The 24,385-nt window shown below is 59.8% G+C and carries 24 protein-coding genes; 4 read left to right on the top strand and 20 right to left on the bottom strand.

From position 1 onward, the window contains the following. Positions 1–393 precede the first annotated feature (393 nt). Genes pepN through AC1RPZ_RS03085 form a run of 6 tightly spaced genes read right to left on the bottom strand, consistent with a single transcriptional unit; the run spans position 394 to position 6,929 of the window. A complete protein-coding gene (pepN, locus tag AC1RPZ_RS03060) occupies positions 394–3,051 on the bottom strand; it encodes an aminopeptidase N (RefSeq protein WP_493134704.1) in 2,658 nt (885 codons plus the stop codon). A gap of 12 nt (positions 3,052–3,063) precedes the next feature. Then, the gene (locus AC1RPZ_RS03065) at positions 3,064–3,894 is read right to left on the bottom strand and encodes a DUF2797 domain-containing protein (protein WP_493134706.1); all 831 of its coding nucleotides are present in this window, start codon (positions 3,892–3,894) and stop codon (positions 3,064–3,066) included. Beyond that, positions 3,891–4,151, bottom strand: coding sequence for a YeaC family protein (locus AC1RPZ_RS03070; RefSeq protein WP_019690610.1), 261 nt, complete (start codon positions 4,149–4,151; stop codon positions 3,891–3,893). Before AC1RPZ_RS03070 ends, AC1RPZ_RS03065 begins: the two co-directional genes overlap by 4 nt. A 44-nt stretch (positions 4,152–4,195) precedes the next feature. Next, positions 4,196–5,071 carry a rhomboid family intramembrane serine protease gene (locus AC1RPZ_RS03075; protein ID WP_493134709.1) on the bottom strand — a complete coding sequence of 292 codons (876 nt, stop codon included), beginning with the start codon at positions 5,069–5,071 and terminating at the stop codon, positions 4,196–4,198. Continuing rightward, positions 5,068–6,042, bottom strand: a complete 975-nt coding sequence (locus tag AC1RPZ_RS03080) for a metallophosphoesterase (protein ID WP_493134811.1) — start codon at positions 6,040–6,042, stop codon at positions 5,068–5,070. Before AC1RPZ_RS03080 ends, AC1RPZ_RS03075 begins: the two co-directional genes overlap by 4 nt. After that, the gene (locus AC1RPZ_RS03085) at positions 6,039–6,929 is read right to left on the bottom strand and encodes an NAD(+) kinase (protein ID WP_095077121.1); all 891 of its coding nucleotides are present in this window, start codon (positions 6,927–6,929) and stop codon (positions 6,039–6,041) included. Before AC1RPZ_RS03085 ends, AC1RPZ_RS03080 begins: the two co-directional genes overlap by 4 nt. Before the next feature lie 103 nt (positions 6,930–7,032). On the opposite strand from AC1RPZ_RS03085, the gene AC1RPZ_RS03090 reads away from it, so the two are divergent. Beyond that, positions 7,033–7,983 (top strand): DUF1853 family protein, encoded by a 951-nt coding sequence (locus AC1RPZ_RS03090; RefSeq protein ID WP_493134712.1) that lies wholly within the window; start codon positions 7,033–7,035, stop codon positions 7,981–7,983. Positions 7,984–8,101: 118 nt separating this feature from the next. Here AC1RPZ_RS03090 and AC1RPZ_RS03095 read toward each other — a convergent pair whose 3' ends face one another. The 3 genes from AC1RPZ_RS03095 to AC1RPZ_RS03105 all read right to left on the bottom strand — a co-directional run bounded on the left by AC1RPZ_RS03095 (position 8,102) and on the right by AC1RPZ_RS03105 (position 10,318). Further along, positions 8,102–9,385, bottom strand: a complete 1,284-nt coding sequence (locus tag AC1RPZ_RS03095; RefSeq protein WP_493134713.1) for an arsenic transporter — start codon at positions 9,383–9,385, stop codon at positions 8,102–8,104. A 111-nt stretch (positions 9,386–9,496) separates the two neighbouring features. Further along, positions 9,497–9,661 carry a hypothetical protein gene (locus AC1RPZ_RS03100; protein ID WP_493134715.1) on the bottom strand — a complete coding sequence of 55 codons (165 nt, stop codon included), beginning with the start codon at positions 9,659–9,661 and terminating at the stop codon, positions 9,497–9,499. A 99-nt stretch (positions 9,662–9,760) separates the two neighbouring features. Further along, positions 9,761–10,318: an NADPH-dependent FMN reductase gene (locus AC1RPZ_RS03105; RefSeq protein WP_493134717.1), complete on the bottom strand. Its 558-nt coding sequence runs from the start codon at positions 10,316–10,318 to the stop codon at positions 9,761–9,763. Positions 10,319–10,501: 183 nt separating this feature from the next. Here AC1RPZ_RS03105 and AC1RPZ_RS03110 point away from each other — a divergent pair, with 183 nt between their 5' ends. Continuing rightward, positions 10,502–10,738 (top strand): hypothetical protein, encoded by a 237-nt coding sequence (locus tag AC1RPZ_RS03110; protein WP_493134719.1) that lies wholly within the window; start codon positions 10,502–10,504, stop codon positions 10,736–10,738. Positions 10,739–10,826: 88 nt separating this feature from the next. Further along, positions 10,827–11,720, top strand: a complete 894-nt coding sequence (locus AC1RPZ_RS03115; RefSeq protein WP_493134721.1) for a LysR substrate-binding domain-containing protein — start codon at positions 10,827–10,829, stop codon at positions 11,718–11,720. On the opposite strand, the gene AC1RPZ_RS03120 is transcribed toward AC1RPZ_RS03115, so the two are convergent. The 11 genes from AC1RPZ_RS03120 to AC1RPZ_RS03170 all read right to left on the bottom strand — a co-directional run bounded on the left by AC1RPZ_RS03120 (position 11,686) and on the right by AC1RPZ_RS03170 (position 23,225). Further along, positions 11,686–12,300 carry a GNAT family N-acetyltransferase gene (locus AC1RPZ_RS03120; protein ID WP_493134723.1) on the bottom strand — a complete coding sequence of 205 codons (615 nt, stop codon included), beginning with the start codon at positions 12,298–12,300 and terminating at the stop codon, positions 11,686–11,688. The genes AC1RPZ_RS03115 and AC1RPZ_RS03120 overlap by 35 nt on opposite strands. Before the next feature lie 14 nt (positions 12,301–12,314). Beyond that, on the bottom strand, positions 12,315–14,570 hold the full coding sequence (locus AC1RPZ_RS03125; RefSeq protein WP_493134725.1) for an Orn/Lys/Arg family decarboxylase: 2,256 nt from the start codon (positions 14,568–14,570) through the stop codon (positions 12,315–12,317). A gap of 207 nt (positions 14,571–14,777) precedes the next feature. Further along, positions 14,778–15,536, bottom strand: coding sequence for a DNA polymerase III subunit epsilon (dnaQ, locus tag AC1RPZ_RS03130; RefSeq protein WP_493134727.1), 759 nt, complete (start codon positions 15,534–15,536; stop codon positions 14,778–14,780). A gap of 87 nt (positions 15,537–15,623) precedes the next feature. Beyond that, positions 15,624–16,397, bottom strand: a complete 774-nt coding sequence (locus AC1RPZ_RS03135) for a 1,6-dihydroxycyclohexa-2,4-diene-1-carboxylate dehydrogenase (RefSeq protein ID WP_427537564.1) — start codon at positions 16,395–16,397, stop codon at positions 15,624–15,626. Between the two features lie 151 nt (positions 16,398–16,548). Further along, the gene (benC, locus tag AC1RPZ_RS03140) at positions 16,549–17,562 is read right to left on the bottom strand and encodes a benzoate 1,2-dioxygenase electron transfer component BenC (RefSeq protein WP_493134733.1); all 1,014 of its coding nucleotides are present in this window, start codon (positions 17,560–17,562) and stop codon (positions 16,549–16,551) included. Positions 17,563–17,572: 10 nt separating this feature from the next. Next, complete coding sequence (gene benB / locus AC1RPZ_RS03145) at positions 17,573–18,061, bottom strand: benzoate 1,2-dioxygenase small subunit (RefSeq protein ID WP_493134736.1); 489 nt, start codon at positions 18,059–18,061, stop codon at positions 17,573–17,575. Beyond that, positions 18,058–19,422 (bottom strand): benzoate 1,2-dioxygenase large subunit, encoded by a 1,365-nt coding sequence (benA, locus tag AC1RPZ_RS03150; protein ID WP_493134740.1) that lies wholly within the window; start codon positions 19,420–19,422, stop codon positions 18,058–18,060. The genes benB and benA overlap by 4 nt, the downstream gene beginning before the upstream one ends. Before the next feature lie 259 nt (positions 19,423–19,681). After that, a complete protein-coding gene (locus tag AC1RPZ_RS03155; protein ID WP_493134742.1) occupies positions 19,682–20,638 on the bottom strand; it encodes an AraC family transcriptional regulator in 957 nt (318 codons plus the stop codon). A 156-nt stretch (positions 20,639–20,794) separates the two neighbouring features. After that, positions 20,795–21,724: a catechol 1,2-dioxygenase gene (gene catA, locus AC1RPZ_RS03160; RefSeq protein WP_493134744.1), complete on the bottom strand. Its 930-nt coding sequence runs from the start codon at positions 21,722–21,724 to the stop codon at positions 20,795–20,797. Positions 21,725–21,775: 51 nt separating this feature from the next. After that, on the bottom strand, positions 21,776–22,066 hold the full coding sequence (gene catC, locus AC1RPZ_RS03165) for a muconolactone Delta-isomerase (protein WP_493134747.1): 291 nt from the start codon (positions 22,064–22,066) through the stop codon (positions 21,776–21,778). Positions 22,067–22,076: 10 nt separating this feature from the next. Then, entirely contained in the window at positions 22,077–23,225 is a 1,149-nt protein-coding gene (locus AC1RPZ_RS03170; RefSeq protein ID WP_493134751.1) for a muconate cycloisomerase family protein, read from the bottom strand. A gap of 127 nt (positions 23,226–23,352) precedes the next feature. On the opposite strand from AC1RPZ_RS03170, the gene AC1RPZ_RS03175 reads away from it, so the two are divergent. Next, the gene (locus AC1RPZ_RS03175; protein WP_493134753.1) at positions 23,353–24,243 is read left to right on the top strand and encodes a LysR family transcriptional regulator; all 891 of its coding nucleotides are present in this window, start codon (positions 23,353–23,355) and stop codon (positions 24,241–24,243) included. Positions 24,244–24,385: the final 142 nt, after the last annotated feature.

Here is a 24,385-nt window from a genome sequence, read left to right on the forward strand (position 1 = left end):
GCGCGCAGCGCCGTTCGGCGAAGCCGGACACATCGAGAGGAGGTCGAAGCGAAGCCGACCGGAGGCGATGCCCCCTGATGAATGCCGGAGCGAGGGAACTCGGAGCTTTAGCGACGAGCCGTACGCTTGGGGCGAGACCTTTTGGTTACTTTTGAGTCGCTTGTCAAAAGTGACTCGCCGTAAGGGCGAAACCCTAAGCGGCCGTTACCGCAGGAATGGATATGTACACCTGCAAGAGATTGGTCGGCTGTCAGGCCGCTATCGCGAGCAAGCCAGCTCCCACAGTTTTGATTGATATACATCTGCGGAAGATGGGTCGGCTGTCAGGCCGCCTTCGCGAGCAAGCCCGCTCCCACAGGGTTCTAGTGAACACCTGTGGGAGCGATGATGGGCTTACGCCAGACTTTTGCTGACCACTTCAAATACATCGTTGGACAGCTGACCCGAAGCGCGAATGCGCTCCAGCTCGGCCTTCATCAGCGCCTGGCGAGCGCTGTCGTATTTACGCCAGCGCGTCAGCGGCGCCAGTTGGCGAGAGGCGATCTGCGGGTTGAAACCGTTCAACTCGATCACCAGATCCGCGAGGAAGCGATAACCCGAACCATCGGCAGCATGGAAGTTGATCAGGTTCTGCCCGGCAAACGCACCGACCAGCGCCCGCACCTTGTTCGGGTTCTTGATATTGAACGCCGGGTGTTCCATCAACTGACGAACCCGCTGCAAGCCACCTGGCAAACCGCTGCCGGCCTGCACGCTGAACCATTGGTCCATGACCAGCGGATTGTCCTTGAACTGCTCGGCAAAACTCGCCAGCGCCTTGGCCTTCTCGGCTTCGAACGGTGAATTCACCAGCACCGCCAACGACGTCAGACGCTCGGTCATGTTATCGCAGGCATCGAACTGCTCAAGGGTCGACGCCAGCACTTGCGGCTTGCCACTGAGCATCAGGTAGGACAACGCGATGTTTTGCAGGCTACGACGGGCGAAGTGCTCGGCTTCTGCAACGTAAGGGGTTTGCTTCGACAGCTCGCGATTGGCCTGATAACGCAACCACAGTGCGTCGAACAGGTTGTCCGCCAGTTGTTTGCGGGCAAACTCTCGCGCCGCGTGAATCGCATCGACGTCCGCCACTTCGCTGATTTCAGTCAGGTACGCCTCGCTGGGTAGCGAGAGCATTTCCGCGACCATCGCCTGATCCAGGCTGTCGTCTGCCAACACGCTACGCAACGCGCCGATCAGTCGCTGATCCAGCACCAACGCTTGACCCGCTTGATGCTGAGCGATCAGTTCCTGCAACACCTGCACCGACAACTGCTGACCGGCCTCCCAACGGTTGAAGCCGTCGCTGTCGTGTTGCATCAGGAACATCAGCTGATCGCGGCTGTACGGGAAGCTCAGTTTCACCGGCGCCGAGAAACCACGCAGCAGCGATGGCAAGGGTTGTTCAGCGATGTCGACGAAGGTGAAGGTCTGCTCGGCTTCAGTCACCGACAACACACGGGAGGTCCCGCCAGCGGCGGCTTCACCGGCAAGACGCAGGGCGATCGCCGTGCCTTGGCTATCCAGCAGGCCCAGTTCGACCGGAATCACGAACGGCCGTTTTTCAACCTTATCCGGGGTCGCCGGGCAGCTCTGACGGAAGGTCAGGCTGTAGGTTTTAGCCGCTGCGTCGTAAGACTCGCTTACCGCCAGACGCGGTGTTCCGGCCTGGCTGTACCAGCGTTTGAACTGGGTCAGGTCGACGCCGTTGGCATCTTCCATGGCCTTGATGAAATCGTCGCAGGTGACCGCCTGGCCGTCATGACGTTCGAAATACAGGTCACTGCCTTTGCGGAAACCTTCGGCATCGAGCAAGGTGCGGATCATGCGCACCACTTCCGAACCTTTCTCGTAAACGGTCAAGGTGTAGAAGTTGGAAATCTCGATGAACGCATCCGGGCGCACCGCATGAGCCATCGGGCCGGCGTCTTCGGCGAACTGGTGCGTGCGCAGGTAGGCCACGTCCTCGATACGCTTGACGGTGCGCGAGTGCATGTCGGCGGAGAACTCGGCATCACGGAACACCGTGAAACCTTCCTTGAGCGACAGCTGGAACCAGTCGCGGCAGGTCACGCGGTTGCCCGACCAGTTGTGGAAGTATTCGTGGGCAACCACCGCCTCGACCCGCTGGTGCGCAGCGTCGGTCGCGGTTTCGGCACGGGCGAGCACGCAGCTGGAGTTGAAGATATTGAGGCCCTTGTTCTCCATGGCGCCCATGTTGAAGTCGTTGACCGCAACGATCATGAAGATGTCCAGGTCGTACTCGCGACCATAGACTTCTTCGTCCCAGCGCATGGACTTCTTCAGGCTGTTCATGGCGTGCTGGCATTTGTCGATGTTTTCCGGCTCGACATAAATGCGCAGCGCCACACTGCGCTGGGTCATGGTGGTGAAGGTGTCTTCGACGCACCACAAGTCACCGGCTACCAGCGCGAACAGGTAGGCCGGTTTCATGAACGGATCTTCCCAGGTTGCCCAGTGCCGACCGTCTTCACCGGGACCTGAGGCAATCGGGTTGCCGTTGGACAGCAGCACCGGGTAGCTGTGCTGCTCGGCGACCACCGTGGTGGTGAACTTGCTCATTACGTCCGGGCGGTCGAGGTAATAGGTGATCTTGCGAAAGCCTTCGGCCTCGCACTGGGTGCAGAACATGCCGCTGGATTTGTACAGGCCTTCCAGCGCGGTGTTGGTTTCCGGGTGAATCCTGACGCTGGTGTCGACCGTGAAACGGGTGCTGGTCGGGTGCAGGGTCAGATGGTTGTCCGTCAGCTGATAATCGCCGGCGCTCAGTTCAATATCGCCCAGGCTGACCGACAGCAGTTCCAGCTGCTGGCCATCGAGCACCAGCGGTGGCAAACCCGCACCGCGAGCAGGATTGCGGCGCATCACCAGTTGCGCATGGACCAGGCTGTGGTCCTCGAACAACTCGAAGGTCAGGTGCGTCTCGTCGATCAGGTACTCAGGTGCCTGATAGTCCTTCAGGTAGATCATCTTCGGTTGTTCGGTGCGCATGCTGGAGTCCTTCTACTGATGCACGGCGAGCTGGTAGGCCGTGTATTTACGAATATTGATGACGCCGGTATCGAAGATCAGGTATTGGCCCTTGATCCCCATCAGCGTGCCTTCGGCAATCGGATTCTTGTCCAGATTGAAGCTGACAATCTTGGCCGGGTACTGCTCGACCGGGTAACGGATTTCAATCGGTTCGACATCAAACACCGGTTGAATCGCTTGTAAACCGAAGCGCTCCTGCAGTCCTTGCACACCCTCGGCACAGCTTGCGAACAGTTGATCACGAATCTGTTTCAGGTCAACCGGTGGCGCATCGCCCTTGAGCAAGGCGCGCCAGTTGGTCTTGTCGGCCACCTGACTGCGGAACAGGTCTTCGACGAAGCCGGATTGCTGACGGGTCGACACGCGCATGATCGGCAGTGCCTGGCTGGCGCCCTGATCGAGCCAACGGGTTGGCAGCTGAGTGGCGCGGGTGATCCCGACTTTGACGCCCGACGAGTTGGCCAGATACACCACGTGGTCGGTCATGCAGAACTGCTCGCCCCAGGCCGGCTCACGGCAGGTCCCGGCGTCATAGTGGCAACGCTCCGGGCTCATGATGCAGACGTCGCATTGCGCCAGTTTGGTCATGCACGGGTAGCAGTAACCCTGGCTGAAACTGGTTTTGGTTTTGCGTCCGCAATGGATGCAGTGAATCGCACCCAGGTATTCCAGGCGAACCGTGCTGCCAATCATGGGGTTGACCGGCACCTCGGTATCGCCCAGGCGAAAAGCGTATTGCACAGTCGACGCTTCGAGACGCGCCGACATCTTGCTGATTGCACCGCGGCCAATCTCGATCAATGGATGGCATCCGACTTGAACAGGATATTCGGCACAGTGATCGACTTCGAACTGCATTCCTGCGGACCCATGTAGCCGGTGCGCTGCTCTTCGGGCAGGTTCTGCACTTCCCAGGCGATCATCGCCTGCAACGACAGTTCACGCTGCTCGGCGGTCAGCTTTCCGCCGTCGGACCACTTGCCGATTTCTACCGCCAGTTTCAGGCTCTGGTAGATCTCGGGGGTGATGTTTTTGATCATTTCGTTAAAAGAGGACATCAGGTCTCCGCGCTGGTTATTCACATAGCAATTTAGACGGCGATTTATTGGACAGAGCGTCTACGGCGACTGTACAAGCCGCCCAACAAACCGGTGAGGCATCCGACGAGTAACCCGCCGACATGCGCCGCATTGGCAATTTCGCCGAAGCCGATCATCGAGATCAGCCCCGACATACACAGCAGCAGCCACACCAGCATCATCACCAACACCCCGCGAGGCAGACGATACGCCGGGTTCGGCGACAGCGACTGGTAGATCCAGCAATGCCCGAGCAGGCCGTAAAGCACCCCGGACAGGCCGCCGAACAAGGTCGGGCCGCCGTAATAATATTGGGCATAGTTCGACACCAGGCTGAACAGCAACGTCAGCCCCAGCAGATTGATACTGCCCTGACGCGACTCGATGCGCCGCCCCAGTTCCCAGTACCACATGCCGTTCATGGCCAGGTGGAGAACACCGAAGTGAATGAGCATCGGCGTCACCAGACGCCACCACTGCCCCGCCGCCAGGCTGTCGGCCAACGGCGTGAAGTGGATGTATTCGCCCACCACCCGAAATTCGAGGAACGTCAGCCAGTGCATCGTATCGAGGTTCTCGCCGAGCAAGGTCACAGCGCCGACGATCATGCTCAACAGCAGAATCAGCGCCGTCACCGGGCTGTGGCGCAGTTGCTCGACGAACCCCGGACGCTGGATATTCGCTTGGGCAGCCGGGATATCAAGTTGATGCTCGGGATCGCCTGCTGGAAACCGTTCATACAGCGAACGCACGTCTTCGCTGATCGCGTCCGGCACCCACAGCACCTGTTCACCGGCTTCTTCGCTGACCCGATGCGGTACGTGCATGCGTTGCAGCAATTTGACGAAACCACTTAGATCCACCGCCAGCGGCAGACGTAATACAGCAACAGCACTCATTGCAGCTCCTCTGGCCGTTCGACATCGACCCAGACAAATTTGCGTGGATCAAGGCGGGTTTCCTGGTCCAGCCGATAGGCAACCAATTTACCGTACAGCACGGCGCTGTAATCCAGGCAGGCCAGGTTCGGGCGGATCGGCGCCGGTTTGCCGCTGCGCCAGTAATGCCCGACAAACAACAGCGGCTCGTCGATGCCGTAGCGCAGCAGGGTGTCTTTTTCGACTGACGACAGCGGCGTGCGGGCCACCGGCTCGGGCAAGGCGTCCGGCTGGAACACAATGTCGCCGTAGGTTTGCGGGTTGTCTTCCCAGAATTTGGTGCGGAAGAACGAGCGCGTCAGACCGTCGCCGCTGGTCATGGTCAAACCATGCGGCAGGCGCATGTCGGTGCCACGCAGCAAGCGGTCGAATGCCATGCAGGCGAAACTGCCGGAAACCGCCGCCGCCTGAACGAAATGCTCATCGATGCGGCCATCGGGATGTTGCGCGCGCAGCACCTCAATCAGGCCACCATCCCAACAGGCGTGAACCACCCGGAAGCGTCCGGCGTCGACGAACAGCGGCATCTCGTAGAACCACGCGAGAAAGTCATGCCAGTCCGCCGGGTGATTGGCAAACTGGGTCAGGGTTTCGTCGATCAGCCGCGCATGCCGTGGCGTGTGATCACGCACGTACTGCTTGCCGCTGCCGGGCGGTGCCGGGGTGCTCCAGCCGAGGGCGTTGAATTCATGGTTGCCCATGATGCACAGCGCCTGACCGGCCTCGACCATGTCGTGAACGATGTGCAGCGCTTCGCGAATCCGCGGGCCGCGGTCGATGACATCCCCGAGAAACACGGCCATGCGTGACGGATGGCGCCAGACGCCAGCCAATTTGTGGTACCCGAGTCGGTCCAGCAAATGCTCAAGGGTATGAGCGCAACCGTGCACGTCACCGATCAGGTCGTAGCTACGCGCGGGATCGAGCATCAGTCGCCTCCACCACCCAACCGGCTGCCCCAGCCAAGCTTGGTCCGGCAGACTTCGTAGTAGTTGTGATCCAGCGGATGAATCAGCCGCAGTTTCTGCGCTTTTTTGCTCACGGTTATGGTGTCACCGGGGGCGCAAGTGAAGTGGTTCTGCCCGTCACAGGAGACTTGCGGGTAAATCTGCATATCCTTCGACACGACGATTTTCAGCTCGCTGTTGCCATCGACCACAATCGGTCTTCCTGACAAGGTATGGGGGTACATCGGCACAATCACAATGGCGTCGAGCTTGGGATGCATGATCGGACCACCTGCCGACAGCGCATAAGCAGTCGAACCCGTGGGAGTAGCAACGATCAGGCCGTCGGCCTTTTGGCTGCATACGAACTGGCCGTCGATGTACAGCTCGAACTCGATCATCCGCGTCGACTTGCCGGGGTGCAGCACCACGTCGTTCAATGCATCGCCCTGGCCAATCGCCTCGGCGTGACGGCGAACTTCGGCCTGCAACAGAAAGCGGTTTTCGACCAGGTAGTGCCCGTCGAGCACTTCGGCGACTTTGGTTTCCAGTTCATCCGGACGGATGTCGGTCAGAAAGCCCAGGTTGCCGCGGTTGATCCCCAGCACCGGAATATTGTGCCGGGCCAATGCCCGAGCGGCTCCCAGCAGGCTGCCGTCACCGCCAACGACAATCACCATGTCACAGACTTCGCCGAGCATCTTGCGTGACGAGGTTTGCAGGCCATGGCCGGGCAGGACTTCGGCGATGGTGTCTTCGAGAATCACATGCAAGTGCCGGTCAAGCAGGAATCTCTTCAGTCGGCGAACGGTATCCAGCACCTGCGAACTGCCCAGGCGACCGATGATGCCGATATTGCGAAATTGCTCCATGGGGCTCCTGCGAGGCTCTGAGACGCGAAAACCACGATTATGGGCGAAAGCGGGCCGTAGACAAAATTCTTTCAGCCGCAAACCAAAGGGCTATGCTCGCAAGATGATCTTATTTCCAGACTTGCTCAGCCTTCCCCGCCAGTTGCGCCATCCTGAAGTGCGCGACCTGGCCTGGGTCATCCTCGCGCCACCGATGCTCAGCGAAACACCCTGGCCACAACGCCATCCACTGGCCGGCAGCGACTGGGTGCAAGACCCCGAACGGCTGGAGCACTGGCTGCGTCAGCTGGATCAGGACAGCCGTGAATTACAGCGTTGGCTGGCGCTTGGCGCGACTCGTCGGCTGGGCTTGTATTACGAACGCCTCTGGCAGTTTGCCGTGCAGCACGCACCGGGTATCCAGTTGATTGCCGCCAACCTGCCGATCCGCCGCGAAGGCCATACCCTGGGTGAGCTGGACATGCTGCTACGTGACCGCGACGGCGTGCATCACCTGGAACTGGCGATCAAATTGTACCTGGGACCACAGAATGGCAACGGCCAAAACACCGCCCAGTGGCTTGGCCCGGGCTGTCACGACCGACTGGATCGCAAACTGGCGCATCTGACCCACCACCAGCTGCCGATCTCCGCTCGCCCCGAAAGCCGCGAAGCATTGGCAGCGCTGGACATCCTTAAGTTCAGCGCACACCTGTGGCTGGGCGGCTATCTGCTGTATCCGTGGCCCGGTCAGACTCAGTCACCCGACTGTGCCCATCCGCAGCACCTCAAAGGACGCTGGCTACATCAACGGGACTGGGCGCACTTCATCGCCCAGAGTTCGCCCGGTCGTTGGCAACCGCTGCCACGCCACGCCTGGCTCGCGCCCGCTCATTACCTTGCCGAAGACACCTGGGATGGCACGCAAATGGAGACCTGGCTGACAGCGCTCGCCCCTCAGGCTCCTGCGCAGTTGCTGGTACGCCTGACGGAAAACGGCGGCGGTGACTGGGAAGAGGTCGAGCGGCTGTTTCTGGTGGCGGATCTGTGGCCGAACGTGCCGGGTCAGAGTTAAGCCTTGTGGCGTCTGAACCGGCCTCATCGCGAGCAAGCTCGCTCCCACAGGGGTACGCGTTCCAAATGTGGGAGCGAGCTTGGTCCGGGCGGCGATCCGACGATGAGGCCGGCACGGTCTAGATAGACAGGCGCAACGCCAGCGCCGCCAGGGTCACCAGCAATACCGGCACCGTCAGCACGACCCCGACCTTGAAGTAATACCCCCAGCCAATCTGAATATTCTTGCGCTCCAGCACATGCAGCCAAAGCAACGTCGCCAGACTACCGATCGGGGTGATTTTCGGCCCCAGATCGCTGCCGATCACGTTGGCGTAGATCATGGCTTCTTTGACCACCCCGGTGGCCTGGCTGGCATCGATCGACAACGCACCGATCAGCACCGTCGGCAGGTTGTTCATGATCGACGACAACAGCGCAGTCAGCAGCCCGGTACCCATGGCGGCGCCCCATACGCCGTAATCCCCGAACACGTCCAGCCAACCGGCCAGGTGCGCGGTCAGCCCGGCGTTACGCATGCCGTAGACCACCAGGTACATGCCCAGGGAGAAAATCACGATGTGCCACGGTGCTTCTTTCATCACCTTGCGCGTTGATATCTTATGTCCACGGGCGGCGATGGCCAGCAGCAATGCCGCGCACACCGCTGATATCGCGCTGATGGGAATCCCCAACGGTTCCAGGGCAAAACAGCCGAGCAGCAAAATCACCAGCACACACCAACCGGCAAAGAAGGTGGCCTTGTCGTGAATGGCAGTCTTCGGGTCTTCCAGCTGCTGCGGATCGTAATCAGCCGGAATGTCCCGCCGGAAGAACCACAGCAACACCGCCAACGTCGCCGCGACGGCCACCAGGTTGACCGGCACCATGACCGCCGCGTAGCGGTTGAACCCGATGTGAAAGAAGTCCGCGGAGACAATATTCACCAGGTTCGACACCACCAGCGGCAGGCTCGCGGTATCGGCGATAAACCCGGCGCCCATGACGAACGCCAGCGTCGCTGCCGGAGAGAATCGCAACGCCAGCAGCATCGAAATCACGATAGGCGTGAGGATCAACGCCGCGCCGTCGTTGGCGAACAAGGCCGATACCAGCGCCCCGAGCAGCACCATATAAGCAAATAGCCTGCGCCCGTTACCCTGCCCCCAACGAGCCACATGCAACGCCGCCCAGGCAAAGAAACCCGCCTCGTCCAGCAACAGGCTGATGATGATCAGCGCGACAAACGTCCCGGTGGCGTTCCAGATGATCTCCCACACGAGCGGGATATCGCTGACGTGTACTACGCCAGTGAGTAGCGCCAGCACCGCCCCCAGCACTGCACTCCAACCAACGCTGAGGCCTTTGGGTTGCCAGATCACCAGGGTGATGGTCTGGAGAAAAATCAATGACGCAATGAGCATGCGAAACAGCCTTGAACAAACGAGGCGCAACTATATGGAATTTCTAATAGAGGGTAAAACGGGCATTTGATATCTGGACGATTAGTCGCAGCGACTGCGGGTTGTAGCACCTTACAAACGGATCACATGCCCCTCGATCGGCGCGATCTGCCCATGAAACAGCCGTGAAATAACCGTTTGTGCCGCTCCAAGTCCATCATTCTCAACCACTCTCAGTAACTGGTCGATGGCGTTTTTACGTGTGATCAGCCGTGTGACCGTGCCCAGGCTTTGCATTGTTCAGACGCCTTGTCGCGTAGCTATCCACTCTCGAATGGTGCCATCAACAGGCGACTGGCCAGTGCTTCCTGCGCGGAAACACTGGCACCCAACCGATCAAGCCTTCTTATGTTGCTCGACCCACTCAGCGTAGGCATTGATGAATTTCTGCAAGATCGGCCGGACCGACTCGGACACCTTGCCCGAGTCGTCGAACGCCGAACCGGCGTTACTCAGGTAGGCTTCCGGTTGCTGCATGCAGGGCACATTGAGAAACACCATGGATTGACGCAAATGGTGGTTGGCGCCAAAACCACCGATCGCACCGGGCGAAGCGCTGATCACCGCCCCCGGTTTACCGGCCCAGGAACTCTTGCCGTAAGGCCGGGAACCGACGTCGATCGCATTCTTCAAGGGTGCCGGCACCGAGCGGTTATATTCCGGTGTCACAAACAGCACCGCGTCGGATGAGCTCACCTGATCTCGGAAAGTGCTGTAGGCTGCCGGCGGGGTTACGTCGATGTCTTCGTTGTAGAGCGGCAGATCGCCAATCTCGATGATGTTCAACCTGAGGTTCGCCGGCGCCAGTTCAGCCAGCGCCAGCGCGACTTTGCGGTTGATCGACTGTTTTCTCAGGCTGCCAACCAGGACGGCAATCGTGTAGACCTTGCTCATAGGGAACTCCCGACTATCTGGCTAAAGGAGCCTGTAGTTATAGATGATTCGGCGGACTTCACGTGCTCCGTGTCGCGGAATAGCGGTTCAATACTATTTTTTTCCTGTAGGAAAACTTACCAAGCTTATCGACGGTCTACAGAACCGCAAATTGAGTGACTTATCTCCAGAGGTTCTAAGCAGATGGCAGCAGTACTCGTCGGACAATTTCATGCAAGAGATGCGGAAGGCCGTATTTATTCAGTGCATGAGTTTCAGGAATCCACCCCGTCGCAGGACGGTCTCGCCGGCCCTGCACCTGTCACCACCTATAAGCTGGCTATTGGTGATCGCGTGAACAAACTCGATGACAACGAATTTGTATTGGTGCAATCGGGCGTCACCATCACCCGCGAGCCTGAAACAAAAGTCGCCTCGTAAGTCACCGTTATGAGCTGAAGTCATAGGCACGGACTTGGGTTAGGATTCAGTTACTGACCCCCTCACCTGCTGAACATGGACTTCACGCATGCGTTTACGTCATATCGAAGTGATCCAGGCGCTCCTGCAAACCGGTCATCTGGGCACCGCTGCCGAGATGCTGCAATTGCCGGTGGCCGGGGTCGAGGGGATTTTGCGCGAGGCCGAGGATCAACTCGGCTTCATGCTGTTTGCCAGCGTACGCGGGCGATTGCAGGCCACCCGCGAGGCGCGGGAGTTGCAGGTCGAGATCGCTCACGTCTTTGACGCGCTTGAACCGGTGCAACGGTTGGCCAACAGTCTCAAACAGTACCTGGCGCCCCCGTTGCGGATCATTTGCACGCCGCCTTTGGCGCAACAGTTATTGCCACAGGGTATCGCCACCCTGCGTCGACGTTTTCCGGATGCGCCCTGCTCGCTGCTCAGCCAGCCCACACGTGAAATCGTCAGAAGCCTGCTGCTGCGTGATAGCGATCTCGGCTTGAGCCTGCACGACCCCGACCACCCCGACATTCAGTGCCAGATCATTGCCCAAGGCAAACTCCAGCTCCTGGCGCCTCACGGCTGGCTGCAACCCAAGCAAAAGTACATTTCCGTGCAAGACCTGGCCGGCCAGTCGATGGTCGGGCTCGAAGGTCACGACCCGCTCAGCGTGATGTTCGAGAGCAAACTGCAGGCCTTGCGCCCGGCACCGGTGGTGCAAACCCGGGTCCAGACCCATCAGATGATGCGCAGCATGGTCGAGGCCGGCGAAGGCCTGGCGATCGTCGATCCGTTTACCGCGATCGGCGCCAAGGCCAGTGGACTGGACGTTTGCCCGCTGTCACCGGCGGTTCCGATCAGTCTTTATGCCTTGACCCTGAACAACGTCGCCCCCTCTCCCGCGATTCAGGCCTTACTGGACATCATCAAGGAACAAGCCGAGGCGATGCTGGCGAGTTGATAGGGTTTTCCAACGGATTGTCGAACAGCCGATACCAGAACAACGCCACCTCCGCCGTTTGCGGGTCGATGCCGCGATAGCGCAGATGATCGATGCCACCGATCACATAACCGCAACGCTCATACAGCCGGCAGGCTCCCAGGTTGTTGTTCTGGGTTTCCAGCATGATGCCCGGCAGTTTCTTCTTGCGACTCCAGAACTGCGCGACATCCAGCAACGCCTTGGCCACCCCGTGGCGACGCGCCGGGGCGTGCACTGCCAGCTCATCGATATGGGCAAAGCCGTTCCAGTTAGTGCTGATCACGATGTGCCCCACCGGGAGATCGTCAAGAAACGCCATGAAAATCGCACTGTCGACCGCGTTCCGGTAACTGGCGAACTCCTCCGGGTCAATGCCATAGCACTTGCGGTAGGGCGTAATGGTTTCCAGCGACCACTGATCCACCGGCTTATTGATCTCTGCGGCGGCGTAAGCCCTGACCTCAAAACTGAAGTCACTGCCCCAGATATACGCTGCGAATCCCTGATCCGCGACACGTACCGCCAGACCCGGATGCTTGGGGTTGATGACCGGTTGCATACTCGGAAAGGTCCTCAAAGCTTGATGCAATCGACGGTGTAACACCGCCCATTGCCCTCGTCTTCATGCTGCAGGCCGTGCACATCGGCGACGAAACCCGGAAAGCTGCTGTTGAAAGCGCGAGCGAACGCCAGATAATCGATGATCGAGTGAGTCGACCCGGTAAAGCGCTCGCCAGGCATGATCAGTGGAATCCCCGGTGGATAAGGCACCAGCATCACCGCAGCGATGCGCCCCTGCAACTGGTCGATAGGCACCGCCTCAACCTCGCCACGGACCAATTGATCATAGGCGTCGGCCGGTTTCATGGTGATCTCCGGGAGCACGGTGTACATGCGTTTGAGGTGCTTGGCGGTGGCGTTGCTGCGGTAGCAGGCGTGCAATTGATCGCATAGGTCGCGCAGCCCCAGGCCCTGATAACGCGCCACATCTCGTAGCGCGATACACGGCAGACACGCCGCCAGGCTGATGTTGGCGTCGTAGCTGCGTTTGAATTCGAGCAACTCGGTGAGCAAAGTGCTCCATTTGCCCTTGGTGATGCCCATGGAAAACAGCACCAGGAATGAATACAGGCCGGTCTTCTCCACCACCAGCCCACGTTCCCAGAGGAACTTGCTGACCACCGCCGCCGGAATCCCCCGCTCGCTCAGTGCGCCACCGGCCGTCAGCCCCGGCATCACCAGCGTCACTTTGATCGGGTCCAGCAACACGTAATCCTCGGCGATGTCACCAAAGCCGTGCCAGTCGGCTTCGGGCTGCAACAGCCAGTCCGAAGTCGTCACCTTGTCGATCCCCTCCACCAGCGGCGGCTGCCAGATCGAGAACCACCAGTCATCGGCGGCGATGTGCTGGCGCAGGTTGGCCAGTGCTCGGCGAAAGCTCAGCGCCTCATCGAACATTTCCTGCAAAAGCGAACGACCGGCGGGGCCTTCCATCATCGCCGACGCCACATCCAGCGACGCGATGATGCTGTACTGCGGTGACGTGGAGATGTGCATCATGAACGCTTCATTGAAGCGGTCGCGGTCCAGTTGCCGTACCCCACCCTCCTGCACGTGAATCATCGACGCCTGACTGAAAGCCGCCAGCAGTTTGTGGGTGGAATGGGTGGTGAACACCAGCGGGCTGTCTTCAGTCTGCGAGGTGCCCATGCCGTAGCGACCGGCAAAGAACTCGTGAAACGCCGCATAGGCGTACCAGGCTTCGTCGAAGTGCAAGACTTCGACGCTGTTGCCCAACGTTTGCTTGATCAGCTCGGCGTTGTAGCAGAGGCCATCGTAGGTGGAATTGGTCACCACCGCCAGCTTGACCTTTGGCTCTCGGCCCTGGGTCAGCGGGCTCGCATCGATCTTGGCCTTGATCGATTCGCGGCTGAACTCGCTCAGCGGAATCGGGCCGATGATCCCCAGCTCATTACGCTCCGGACACAGGTACAAGGGGATCGCCCCGGTCATGATGATCGAGTGCAACACCGATTTGTGGCAGTTGCGGTCGACCAGCACCAGATCGTCACGCGCGACCATGGCCTGCCAGACGATCTTGTTGGCGGTCGAGGTGCCATTGATCACGAAAAACGTGTGATCGGCGCCGAAATTACGCGCCGCACGCGCCTCGGCTTCCGCCAGTGGCCCGGTGTGGTCCAGCAACGAACCGAGTTCCGGCACTGAGACCGACAAGTCCGAACGCAGGGTGTTTTCTCCAAAAAACTGGTGAAACGCCTGCCCTACCGGACTTTTGTGGTAAGCCACGCCGCCGCCGTGCCCTGGGGTGTGCCAGGAATAGTTGGAGTCGGCGGTGTGTTGCACCAATGCCTTGAAAAACGGTGGCAGCAAGCCATCGAGGTAGTTACGCGCCGCCCGGGCGACCTGACGCGCGAGAAACGGCACGGTGTCTTCGAACAGATAAAGAATGCCGCGTAACTGGTTCAATTCGCTCATGGCATCGGCCGGGGCGTTTTCCAGGGTCACTTGCTCGCCCAGGGCGAAGATCGGCAAGTTCGGTGCACGGGCACGGGCCACGCGAATCAGCTCGACCATGTTCTGTAAAAGATGGGTGTTTTCCCCGGCGCCTTCGGCAGCGATCAACATGCAGGCGAGGCCGTGGTGAGTTGAGGCGACTAGTCGCCCTTCGGCGTAATCCACCGCCGACAGAATGCTGAAGCCTTCCTGTGCAAGCTCCGTGGCAATGCCGCGCACACGATCACCGGCGACCGTGTCGGCCTTGATGTCGCGGTGGACAATAAGGACCGGGAACTTCAAGTCTTTATACATGGGGCTCGGCGTCCTGAGGCGGCAGACCGGGGTCTGCCAATACACTCAGGGTAGAGGGTTGAGGCCCATGTGGCGAGCGAGCAAATTATCAAGGACACACACTGCGTAGGAGCTGGCGAAGCCTGCGATCTTTTGATCTAGCTTCTCGCACTATTCAAACCCGCCAAAAGATCGCAGCCTGCGGCAGCTCCTACAGAGGGGTTGCCGTCAGCCGTGCGCCTTGGCCTCGGCCAGCTGGGTCCACAGTGCCGGCGCACCGGCGGACTTGGCGATGACTTCAAGGCGCGAGGCGTGCTCGGCCAGGTCCGCTTCACTGGCGCGAATGATCCGCGTCGGCTTGCGATCGGCCGGCAGACGACGAATCTCGCTCGCCTGATTGCCCGAACCTTCGCCCGAACCATTGCCGTCAGACGCATTACCAGCCAGCGACAGACTGGTCTGGCCGCCGGTCATGGTCAGGTAAACGTCAGCGAGAATCTCGGAGTCGAGCAAGGCGCCGTGCAGTTCACGGCCGGAGTTGTCGACGCCATAGCGTTTGCACAAGGCATCGAGGCTGTTGCGCTGCCCGGGGTGCCGCTCACGGGCCATCATCAGGGTGTCGAGGATTGAGCAATGCTGGGTGATATCAGCCCGATCCTGCTGGCCCATCAGCGCGAATTCGTTGTTGATGAAGCCAACGTCGAACGCCGCGTTATGGATGATCAGCTGCGCGCCCTTGATGAACTCGAAGAACTCATCAGCCACTTCAGCGAAACGCGGCTTGCCCACCAGAAACTCGTTGGTAATACCGTGGACGCCAATCGCGCCCTCGTCACTTTCCCGGTCTGGTTGCAAATAAACGTGGAAATGCCGGCCCGTCAGGCGTCGACCGATCAACTCGACGCAACCGATCTCGATAATCCGGTGGCCGTCGGTCACCGGCATGCCGGTGGTTTCGGTGTCGAGCACCACCATCCTCTGAGCCATCTTCTTTCAACCCCTCTTCGTGCCGTTTTGCATAAGGCCGCGATGTTAACACAGAGCTTGAAAGGGCTCGCTCCCACAAGGGATACCTCAGCCCTGATCACCCCCACCCACCGGCATCACCAGACCGGTGATGTAGGCCGCATCGTCAGAGGCCAGAAACAGAATCGCCCCGACCTGCTCGTCAATCGTGCCATAGCGTTTCATCAGGCTGCTGTCGACGGTTTGATCGACAATCTGTTGATACCAGACCTTCTCCTGCGGGCTCTGCTCGGCGCTGTTGCGCGGGATTCGCCGTGGCGGCGCTTCGGTGCCGCCCGGTGCCGTGGCATTGACCCGTACGCCCCGCTCGGCGGTTTCGAACGCCAGGCATGCGGTGAGCGCATTGACCCCGCCCTTGGCTGCACCGTAAGGCACGCGATTGACTCCACGCGTGGCAACCGATGACACGTTGACGATGGCGCCGCTGCCCTGCTCCAGCATGAACGGCAGCGCGGCATGACAGCACCACAGGGTCGGAAACAGCGAACGGCGGACTTCGGCTTCGATCTGTTGCTCTTCGTAGTGCTCGAAAGGCTTGGCCCAGATAGTCCCACCGACGTTGTTGACCAATATGTCCAAACGACCGAAACGCTCGATGGCCGCCGTCATCACGCGCTGGCACTCGGCGTACTGTTCGAGGTCGGCGGTGAGGGTCAGCACTTCACTGGTTTGCCCCAGCTGCTCTTGCAGCTCAAACACCAGTTCGGAACGGTCGACCAGAATCAACCGCGCGCCTTCGGCCGCCATCCGCTCGGCAACCCGGCGGCCAATCCCTTGGGCCGCGCCGGTAATCAGCGCGACTTTTTCATGGAATCTGTTCATTTCAATCCCTCAATGTGCCTGTCGGCATCCATAACCTGTGGGAGCGAGCTTGCTCGCGATAGCGGCGGACCAGTCACCATCAATGTTGAATGCACTGCCGTCATCGCGAGCAAGCTCGCTCCCACAAGGTCCGTGTCGCTGCCTGAGTTAATCAGGCGGCGCTGGCAGCGAATTTTTCGTAGTAGAAGTTTGCAGGTTTGATGCCCTGCTCGCGGATGAACTGGCTGACCGCCTCAACCATCGGCGGCGGGCCGCAGAGGTAGACGTCGACATCGCCGTCGTTCAAGTGCTTGGGTTCGATGTGCTGGGTGACATAGCCCTTGAGCGGGTGCGCGCTTTGCGGGTTGGCCACGCAGGCGCTGAAGCTGAAGTTTGGAATCCGTGCGGCCAAGGCTTGCAGACGGTCCAGTTCCACCAGGTCGAAATCGTTGGTCACGCCGTAGATCAAATGCAACGGGTGTTCGCTGCCCTGCGCGGCAATTTTCTCCAACATAGCGGTGAACGGCGCTAGACCGGTGCCGCCGGCCAACAACAGCAACGGACGCTGAATATCGCGCAGGTAAAAACTGCCCAATGGTCCGGCCAGGCTCATGTTGTCGCCGGCCTTGGCGATGCCGGTGAGGAAGCTGCTCATCAGCCCGCCTGGCACATTGCGAATCAGGAAACTGACTTCGCCGTCGCGTTGCAACGAACTGAACGAATAGGCGCGGGACTGTTCGCTGCCGGGCACGCTCAGGTTGACGTATTGCCCCGGCAGGAACGCCAGTTTGCTCAGGGCGTCGCCCTTGATCGACAGCGCAATCGTGCTGTCCGAGAGCTGGCGCACCTGGCTGATCGCCGCGCTGTAGCGGGTTTGTTGGGCACGGCAGATATCCGAGGACACCGGCACGCGCACCACGCAGTCGCTGAGGGCGCGCATCTGGCAGGTCAGCACAAAGCCCGCTTCGGCCTCCTCGCTGCTGAGAGCATCTTCGATGTACTCCTCGCCCAGCTCGTAACGCCCGGCCTCGGCGAAGCATTTGCAGGTGCCGCAGGCACCGTCGCGGCAGTCCAGCGGGATGTTGATGCCCTGACGATACGCAGCGTCGGCGACGGTTTCACCGGGGTTAGCGTCAACGAAACGGGTGACGCCGTCTTCAAAATTGAGTGCGATGGAATGAGTCATGACGGCCGCCTCACAGGTGATAGACATCGATGACCTGACGAACGTAGTCGTTCTTCAGGATCACTTTCTTGGCCTTGATCAGCGGGCTGTCGCCACGCATGTCGAGGGTGTAGAAACTGCTGCCGAAATAGCTGTCGACGGTCTTGTAGCGAAAGCTCAGGGTGTGCCAGTTGAAACGCACCTTGCACTGGCCGTCGGCCTGTTCGAGCAGCTCGATGTTGCTGATGTTGTGCGAGGTCCGGGTGTCCGGCACGCTGGCGCTGGAGCGCTCGGTCTTGATCCGGAAGATGCGGTCTTCCAGGCCCGTGCGGTTGCCGTACCAGATCAGCGAGATTTCCCGTTGCGGATCTTCGGTCAGCTCATCGTTATCGTCCCAGGACGGCATCCAGAAGGTTGCGTCGGCGGCGTACAGTTCCAGCCAGTTGTCCCACTCCTTGTCGTCGAGGTAGCGCGCCTCGCGGTAGAGAAAATCGCGCACGGCGTCGTAAGTGATGCTCATGACAGTTCCTCCACCTTGATCATTGCCGACGGCTCTTCGCTCAAAGCCTTGAGCATGGTTTCCTGCCAGTACTTGTGTTGCAGCACGAACAGGCCTTCGTCTTCGGTGCGCACACCGCTGAGCAACGGATGCAGATCAATCTCTTTCGCGGCCTCATCGGCACCCTCGACCCAGTGCTCGGCGCCACGGGACATGTCGTTCCAGGCGGTGGTGCTGCCCTGGTAGCCCATCTGGCAGGAGCGGAACTCTTCAAGGTCGTCCGGGGTCGCCATGCCGCTGACGTTGAAAAAGTCCTCGTACTGGCGAATCCGGCTCGAACGCGCGCTGTCGCTTTCGCCTTTGGGGGCGATGCAGTAGATGGTGATTTCGGTGCGGTTGACCGAGATCGGCCGGGCGATGCGAATCTGCGAACTGAACTGATCCATCAGGTACACGTTGGGGTACAGGCACAGGTTGCGCGAGTTCTCGATCATCCAGTCGGCGCGGGCCTGACCGAAGTCCTTGGCCAGCTCATCGCGCCGTTCGTACAGCGGCCGGTCTTCAGGGTTGGACCAACGGGTCCAGAGCAGCATGTGCCCCTTGTCGAAGGAGTAGAAACCGCCGCCTTGTTTGGCCCAAGTGCCGGCGCTCATGGTTGGGTTCTCGTCACCGCATTCGCGCTGCTTGCGCTGGTTCTGGGTAGCGGCATAGTTCCAGTGCACGGAGCTGACGTGGTAGCCGTCGGCGCCATTTTCGGCGGTGAGTTTCCAGTTGCCTTCGTAGAGGTAGCTGCTGGAGCCGCGCAGCACTTCGAGGCCATCGGCGGACTGGTCGACGATCATGTCGATGATCTTCGCCGACTCGCCCAAGTGTTCCACCAGCGGCACCACATCGGCCTTGAGGCTGCCGAACAGGAAGCCACGATAGGATTCGAAGCGCGCGACTTTGGTCAGGTCGTGGGAGCCTTCGCAGTTGAAGCTCGCCGGGTAACCGGCCGACGCCGGATCCTTGACCTTGAGCAGCTTGCCGGAGTTGTTGAAGGTCCAGCCATGAAACGGGCACGTGTAGGAAGACTTGTTGCCGGTCTTGTGTCGGCACAGCATGGCGCCACGGTGGCTACAGGCGTTGAGGAACGCGTTGAGTTCACCGTCCTTGTTGCGTGCAATGAAGATCGACTGGCGGCCCATGGTGGTGGTGTAGAAATCGTTGTTGTTCGGAATCTGGCTCTCGTGGGCGAGGTAAAGCCAGTTGCCTTCGAAGATGTGTTGCATCTCGAGATCGAACAACCGTGGGTCGGTAAACATCTCCCGCTTGCAGCGGTAGATGCCCTGGTCTTTGTCTTCTTCAAGCAGGGAGTGAAGGTATTCGGGTCGCAGGGACATGGCCGCCGCCTCCATTGTTTTTATTCAGGCAGGCTCATGTTAGGGCGGGCGGTTACCGGACAATATCCGCTGGGTGCAGATCACTATCCGTTTTGTGCAAAACGCACATACCCATGCGGGGGCGCGTATACGGTCGGCGTAGGAGCTGGCGAAGCCTGCGATCTTTGGCGGTTTCCAATCCGTCGAAGGTCACGATCAAAAGATCGCAGCCTGCGGCAGCTCCTACGGTGGCGCGAACAGTCGGCGTATGAGTCTGGTATCAGTGGCGGCGTTTGAGAGTGTCCGACGGCAATTCGCCGAACTGTTTGCGGTAGCTTTCGGAGAACCGTCCCAGGTGCAAAAAGCCGTAATCCATGGCCAGCTCGGTCACGTTGCGCACCGTGCAGGTCGGGTCGCTGAGACAGGCGTTGACCCGCTCGAGCTTTTTCTGCCGGATATAGTTCTTCGGTGTGGTCGCCGCATTGCGCTCGAACAACCCATACAGCGAACGCAGGCTCATTTGTGCCTGACGCGCCAACTCTTCGCTGCAAATGTCCTGCTTGAGGTTGCGTTCGATGTAGTCGGCGATCAATTCGAAGTTCGCTGATTGCGAGCCGAGGCTGAGGCGCCTGACGTTGGTCTTCATCAAGCTGAGCATCTTGCTCACGACAATGTGCGTGTAATGCTCCTGAACCCGCGGCATGCGTTCGGTCGCTTCGGCCTCCTGGCAAACCATGCCCAGCAGGTTGACGAAACCTTCGAGCTCATCCAGTTGGCAGCGATTCTCCAGAAACCGCACGCCCTGCCCCGGGTGCAACCAGCGCTGCTCCTGGCACACCGATTCCAGCAGGCTGGTGGGCATTTTCACGATGAATTTTTCGCAATCGTCGGAGTACGTCAGGTCAACCGGATCATCCGGGTTGATCAGCAGCAGCTCGCCGGGCGCAAAGTAGTGTTCCTGCCGATGACCGCGCCACAGACAGTTTCCGCGTAGCAGCACTTGCAAGTGATAGATGGTTTCCAGCGCTGGCGAAGTAACCCGCGCGCTGCCGCCATAGCTGATACGGCACAGGTCGAGGCTGGCAAATTTGCTGTGATTGAGACTGGCCTGAGGGCTGCCGCTTCTGGGTAAACGGATGCAATGGTTGCCCACGTGCTGATTGACGTAGCCCGACACCGCATAGGGGTCGGCCTGCTCAAACACTCTGCTGCGCTCACTCAATAGCTGCGCTTGCATAACCGCTCACTCTCATTGTTTTTATCGGCTGTGATGGCGCTGCTTTCGAGCGCTCCATCTCAGGCAAATCAGGCCTGGCCATTCTATGCGAGTCGCCGCAAAGCGGTAGGCCACGAGATCAACGGTCAGTTATCTCGTGGCCTGGGCCGGCGCTGATCAGTTCTCCAGCGCGCGCACTCGCTCGTGACGATGTTGTTCTTCTGGCTGCGCCGACGACTGCAGGGTGAAATCGAATTCGATCTCGGCAAAACGTCCGCTGATGCCGTGCTCGCGTGCACGCTGCTGGTCGTCGCTGAAGGTGATTTTAGCGATCAGTTCGTCACGGGTGGCGTAGGCGAAATCGTCGTGCAGGTACTTGTCACCGTCCAGGTTGATCTGGGTGGTCAGGTGACGGTGATCGTCAGCCGAGATGAAGAAATGGATGTGCGCCGGGCGCTGGCCATGGCGACCCAGTTGGTCAAGCAGTTGCTGGGTCGGACCGTCCGGTGGGCAACCGTAGCCCGACGGCACGATGCTACGGAAGCGATAGCGACCTTCGGCGTCGGTGACGATCCGGCGACGCAGGTTGAACTCGGACTGGCTGCCATCGAAGTACGAATAAGTGCCGCCGGTATTGGCGTGCCAGACATCCACCACAGCGCCGGCCAGTGGCTTGCCTTCGGTGTTCTTGACCTGGCCTTGCATGAACAGCACCACGCCCGGATCAACGCCGTCGTCCAGCCGTGCTTCGCCGTTGGACAGCGGTGCGCCGGCGACATACAGCGGGCCTTCGATGGTACGTGGGGTGCCACCGGTTTTACCGGCCTGCTCGTCTTCGGCATCCATCAGCAGGTCCAGGTAGTGTTCCAGACCCAGGCCGGCGACCAGCAGGCCCGCCTCTTGGCGCGCGCCCAGTTCGTTCAGGTAGTTGACGGCTTTCCAGAACTCTTCCGGGGTCACTTCAAGGTCTTCGATGATGTTTACCGAATCGCGCAGGATGCGGTAGATCAGCGCTTTGGCGCGCGGGTTGCCACCGTCGTTGAGCAGACCACTGGCGTCTTCGAGAAACTTCTGGGCGCTGGCAGTGTGGGAAATCTTGGCGTTCATGATTAATCCTCATCTTGTATTTATTAGAGTACAGAACTGGCAAACAACGGCTCAGCGATCATCCTCATGAATAGAGGAAGGATGCCTGCACATCGCGTTCACTTCGATAGCCATGTAGGGGTAAAGCGGCAATTGCATCAGCAGGTCGTGTAGTTCCTGCACGCTGTCGACGTCGAACACGCTGTAATTGGCGTACAGCCCGGCGATACGCCACAGATGGCGCCACGTGCCCTGCTGTTGCAGGCGCTGGGCCAGGGCCTTTTCATCTGACTTGAGCTGCGCGGCGCGCTCTGGGTTCATATCGACCGGAAGGTTCACGGTCATCTTTACGTGGAACAACATGTGTATCTCCTCAGACGGAATGAATGGCAGTGGAGGTTTTGTCACGGCGGAAAAACGCCAGACGCTCTTCATCCAGGCTCAGGCCAAGGCCGGGCGCCTGCGAAACATGCAAATGGAAATCGCGGTAAACCGGCGGCTCGCTGAGGATGTCTTCGGTCAGCAACAGCGGACCAAACAGTTCGGTGTCCCAGCTCAGTTTGTTCAGCGTGAGGAAGGCATGGGCTGACGCCAGCGTGCCGATCCCGCCTTCGAGCATGGTACCGCCGTACAGGCCGATGCCTGCCGCTTCGGCGATTGCCGCGGTGCGCAACACCGCGCGGGGGCCGCCGTTTTTGGCGATCTTCAGCGCGAACACCGAAGCCGCGCCTTCGCGCGCCAGGTTGAACGCATCTTCCACGCACTCGATCGACTCATCGGCCATGATCGGCGCCGGACTCATCGCGTTGAGGCGGACCATGCCGGCACGGTTGTTGCGCGAGATCGGCTGTTCGATCAGGTCGATGCCGTTGCCGCCGAGAATCCGGCAAGCCCGCAGCGCCACCGCTTCGTCCCAGGCCTGGTTGACGTCGACCCGCACGCTGGCGCGCTCGCCCAAGGCTTTTTTGATCGCAATGACGTGAGCCAGGTCGCGGTCGACTTCGCCGGCACCGATCTTCAACTTGAAGATCCGGTGACGACGCAGGTCGAGCATCTGCTCGGCTTCGGCGATGTCCTTGGCGGTATCGCCGCTGGCCAGCGTCCAGGCCACTGGCAACGAGTCGCGTACACGGCCGCCAAGCAACTCGCTGACCGGCAGGCCAAGGCGCTTGCCGTGGGCGTCGAGCAAAGCGGTTTCGATACCGGATTTGGCGAAGGTATTGCCGCGAATGCTGCGCTCCAGGCGCAACATCGCTGCGTTGATGTTGCACGCATCCTGGCCCAGCAACAGTGGCACAAAGTGTTTGTCGATGTTGGTTTTGATGCTGTCCGGGCTTTCATTGCCGTAGGCCAGGCCACCGATGGTGGTCGATTCGCCGATGCCTTCGATGCCGTCAGCGCAACGCACCCGGATGATCACCAGCGTCTGATTCTGCATGGTGTGCATCGCCAGCTTATGCGGGCGGATGGTCGGCAGATCGACGATGATCGTCTCGATCGATTCAATGGCAGAAGAAAGCATGTCGATACCCGTCAGGTTCTTGAAGTTCTGTGACGGATTCTCGTACGGCTTTTTTCAGGGTTCCAATATAGAATTGGTCTGGTTCGATACCTTTAAGGTATTCACCATCATCGACGGTGGAGGGCTCATGGAGCTGCGTCATTTGCGTTACTTCCAGGTGCTGGGTCAAACCTTGAATTTCACCCGCGCCGCCGAGCGTCTGCACATCGCCCAGCCGCCACTGAGCCGGCAGATTCAACAACTGGAAGATGAACTCGGGGTGGTGTTGCTGGAACGCGGCAGGCCCTTGCGCCTGACCGAAGCCGGGCGGTTTTTCCTTGAGCACTCCAGTGCCCTGCTCGAACAGCTGAACAAAGTCTGCGACAACACCCGACGCATCAGCCTCGGCGAAAAAACCTGGCTGGGCATCGGTTTCGCCCCTTCGACCCTGTATGGCGTGTTGCCGGAACTAATTCGCCGACTGCGCAGTAACGAGCCGCTGGAACTGGAATTGGGTCTCTCGGAAATGACCACGCTGCAACAGGTGCAAGCGCTCAAGGCCGGACGTATCGACGTCGGCTTCGGGCGAATCCGCATCGACGACCCGGCGATCATCCAGACCGTATTGAACGAGGACAGACTGGTCGCGGCCCTGCCCGCCGGGCACCCATTGCTGAGCAGGCCCATCAGTCTCACCGAGTTGGCCGATGAACCGTTTGTGCTCTACCCCGGCAATCCCCGCCCCAGCTACGCCGACCATGTGATCGCGCTGTTCGAGTCCTACGGTGTGAGCATCAAGGTCGCGCAATGGACCAACGAGCTGCAAACCGCCATCGGCCTGGTGGGCGCCGGTATCGGTGTCACGCTGGTGCCGGCCTCGGTGCAGTTGCTGCATCGCGACGACATTGGTTTCACCCCGGTACTGGAACCCAATGCGACTTCGCCGATCATTCTGAGTCGACGCGTTGGCGATGTGTCACCGGGGTTGAGTCATTGCTTGAAGATGATCGAGGAATTGCGGATGCGCGATCCGAAATGATCGCCCTGTGATTTTCGGGTATTTGACAATCAAAGGATCGCAGGCTGCGATCACAAGCAGCTGCCGCAGGCTGCGATCTTTTACTGTTCAATACCCAATCACGTTGGCCCGAGAATCCTCACCCGGTTGTCCTGACGTCCAT

It is taken from the genome of Pseudomonas sp. GW822-FHT02D10 (assembly GCF_058802345.1).

Bases quoted from the DNA above. Each gene is read 5' to 3' on its own strand.
- pepN (WP_493134704.1), bottom strand. From the start codon at position 3,051: ATGCGCACCGAACAACCGAAGATGATCTACCTGAAGGACTATCAGGCA.
- AC1RPZ_RS03070 (WP_019690610.1), bottom strand. From the start codon at position 4,151: ATGTCCTCTTTTAACGAAATGATCAAAAACATCACCCCCGAGATCTAC.
- AC1RPZ_RS03075 (WP_493134709.1), bottom strand. From the start codon at position 5,071: ATGAGTGCTGTTGCTGTATTACGTCTGCCGCTGGCGGTGGATCTAAGT.
- AC1RPZ_RS03085 (WP_095077121.1), bottom strand. From the start codon at position 6,929: ATGGAGCAATTTCGCAATATCGGCATCATCGGTCGCCTGGGCAGTTCG.
- AC1RPZ_RS03090 (WP_493134712.1), top strand. From the start codon at position 7,033: ATGATCTTATTTCCAGACTTGCTCAGCCTTCCCCGCCAGTTGCGCCAT.
- AC1RPZ_RS03095 (WP_493134713.1), bottom strand. From the start codon at position 9,385: ATGCTCATTGCGTCATTGATTTTTCTCCAGACCATCACCCTGGTGATC.
- AC1RPZ_RS03100 (WP_493134715.1), bottom strand. From the start codon at position 9,661: ATGCAAAGCCTGGGCACGGTCACACGGCTGATCACACGTAAAAACGCC.
- AC1RPZ_RS03105 (WP_493134717.1), bottom strand. From the start codon at position 10,318: ATGAGCAAGGTCTACACGATTGCCGTCCTGGTTGGCAGCCTGAGAAAA.
- AC1RPZ_RS03110 (WP_493134719.1), top strand. From the start codon at position 10,502: ATGGCAGCAGTACTCGTCGGACAATTTCATGCAAGAGATGCGGAAGGC.
- AC1RPZ_RS03115 (WP_493134721.1), top strand. From the start codon at position 10,827: ATGCGTTTACGTCATATCGAAGTGATCCAGGCGCTCCTGCAAACCGGT.
- AC1RPZ_RS03120 (WP_493134723.1), bottom strand. From the start codon at position 12,300: ATGCAACCGGTCATCAACCCCAAGCATCCGGGTCTGGCGGTACGTGTC.
- AC1RPZ_RS03125 (WP_493134725.1), bottom strand. From the start codon at position 14,570: ATGTATAAAGACTTGAAGTTCCCGGTCCTTATTGTCCACCGCGACATC.
- dnaQ (WP_493134727.1), bottom strand. From the start codon at position 15,536: ATGGCTCAGAGGATGGTGGTGCTCGACACCGAAACCACCGGCATGCCG.
- AC1RPZ_RS03135 (WP_427537564.1), bottom strand. From the start codon at position 16,397: ATGAACAGATTCCATGAAAAAGTCGCGCTGATTACCGGCGCGGCCCAA.
- benC (WP_493134733.1), bottom strand. From the start codon at position 17,562: ATGACTCATTCCATCGCACTCAATTTTGAAGACGGCGTCACCCGTTTC.
- benB (WP_493134736.1), bottom strand. From the start codon at position 18,061: ATGAGCATCACTTACGACGCCGTGCGCGATTTTCTCTACCGCGAGGCG.
- benA (WP_493134740.1), bottom strand. From the start codon at position 19,422: ATGTCCCTGCGACCCGAATACCTTCACTCCCTGCTTGAAGAAGACAAA.
- AC1RPZ_RS03155 (WP_493134742.1), bottom strand. From the start codon at position 20,638: ATGCAAGCGCAGCTATTGAGTGAGCGCAGCAGAGTGTTTGAGCAGGCC.
- catA (WP_493134744.1), bottom strand. From the start codon at position 21,724: ATGAACGCCAAGATTTCCCACACTGCCAGCGCCCAGAAGTTTCTCGAA.
- catC (WP_493134747.1), bottom strand. From the start codon at position 22,066: ATGTTGTTCCACGTAAAGATGACCGTGAACCTTCCGGTCGATATGAAC.
- AC1RPZ_RS03170 (WP_493134751.1), bottom strand. From the start codon at position 23,225: ATGCTTTCTTCTGCCATTGAATCGATCGAGACGATCATCGTCGATCTG.
- AC1RPZ_RS03175 (WP_493134753.1), top strand. From the start codon at position 23,353: ATGGAGCTGCGTCATTTGCGTTACTTCCAGGTGCTGGGTCAAACCTTG.